The sequence below is a fragment of the Variovorax sp. P4_D9 genome (assembly GCF_056401695.1).
On the sequence record NZ_JBFUIU010001764.1, the window covers coordinates 1 to 529 of the forward strand.

Sequence of the window (529 nt, forward strand, 5' to 3'; positions counted from 1 at the left end):
GTCCTACGCGGGCTGGAAGCGGTGATGGCGCTCCTGTCGGTCGACGAGCTGCAGGCCCAGGCCATCCTCGATCTGCGGCTGCAAAAGCTAACCGGCATGGAGCTGGAGGGAATTCGCGCAGAGCATGCCGAGGTGGTCGCGAAGATCGCAGGCCTCACCGAGATCATCGAAAGCCCCGAACGCATCCGCGGCGTGATCCGCGAGGAACTGACGGACATCTCGAGCCGCTATGGCGCGGATCGCCGCACCGAAATCGGCGTGGGCATCTCGGACATTACCCGCGAGGACCTGATCCCGCGCGAGGACGTTCTGATCACGATGACCCAGGGCGGCTACGTGAAGAGCCACAGCCACGACTCGCTGATGGTGTTCGCAAAGAGTGGTCAGGTCTATGGCATCAAGGCCTATCGTATTCCCGAAGGCACGCTGACCACCAAAGGCCGCCACATCCGCAACGTGATCGACGGCTTGGACGAGGAGATCGCCGCGGTGCTGGCGCTGCCGGAGAAGGACCCCGAGACGACGGTGC

The 529-nt window shown here is 63.9% G+C and carries 1 pseudogene; it reads left to right on the forward strand.

Annotated features, from left to right (window positions below):
* Positions 1-21 precede the first annotated feature (21 nt).
* Positions 22-529: pseudogene (locus tag AC1DY5_RS58230) on the forward strand (hypothetical protein); the annotation flags it as partial.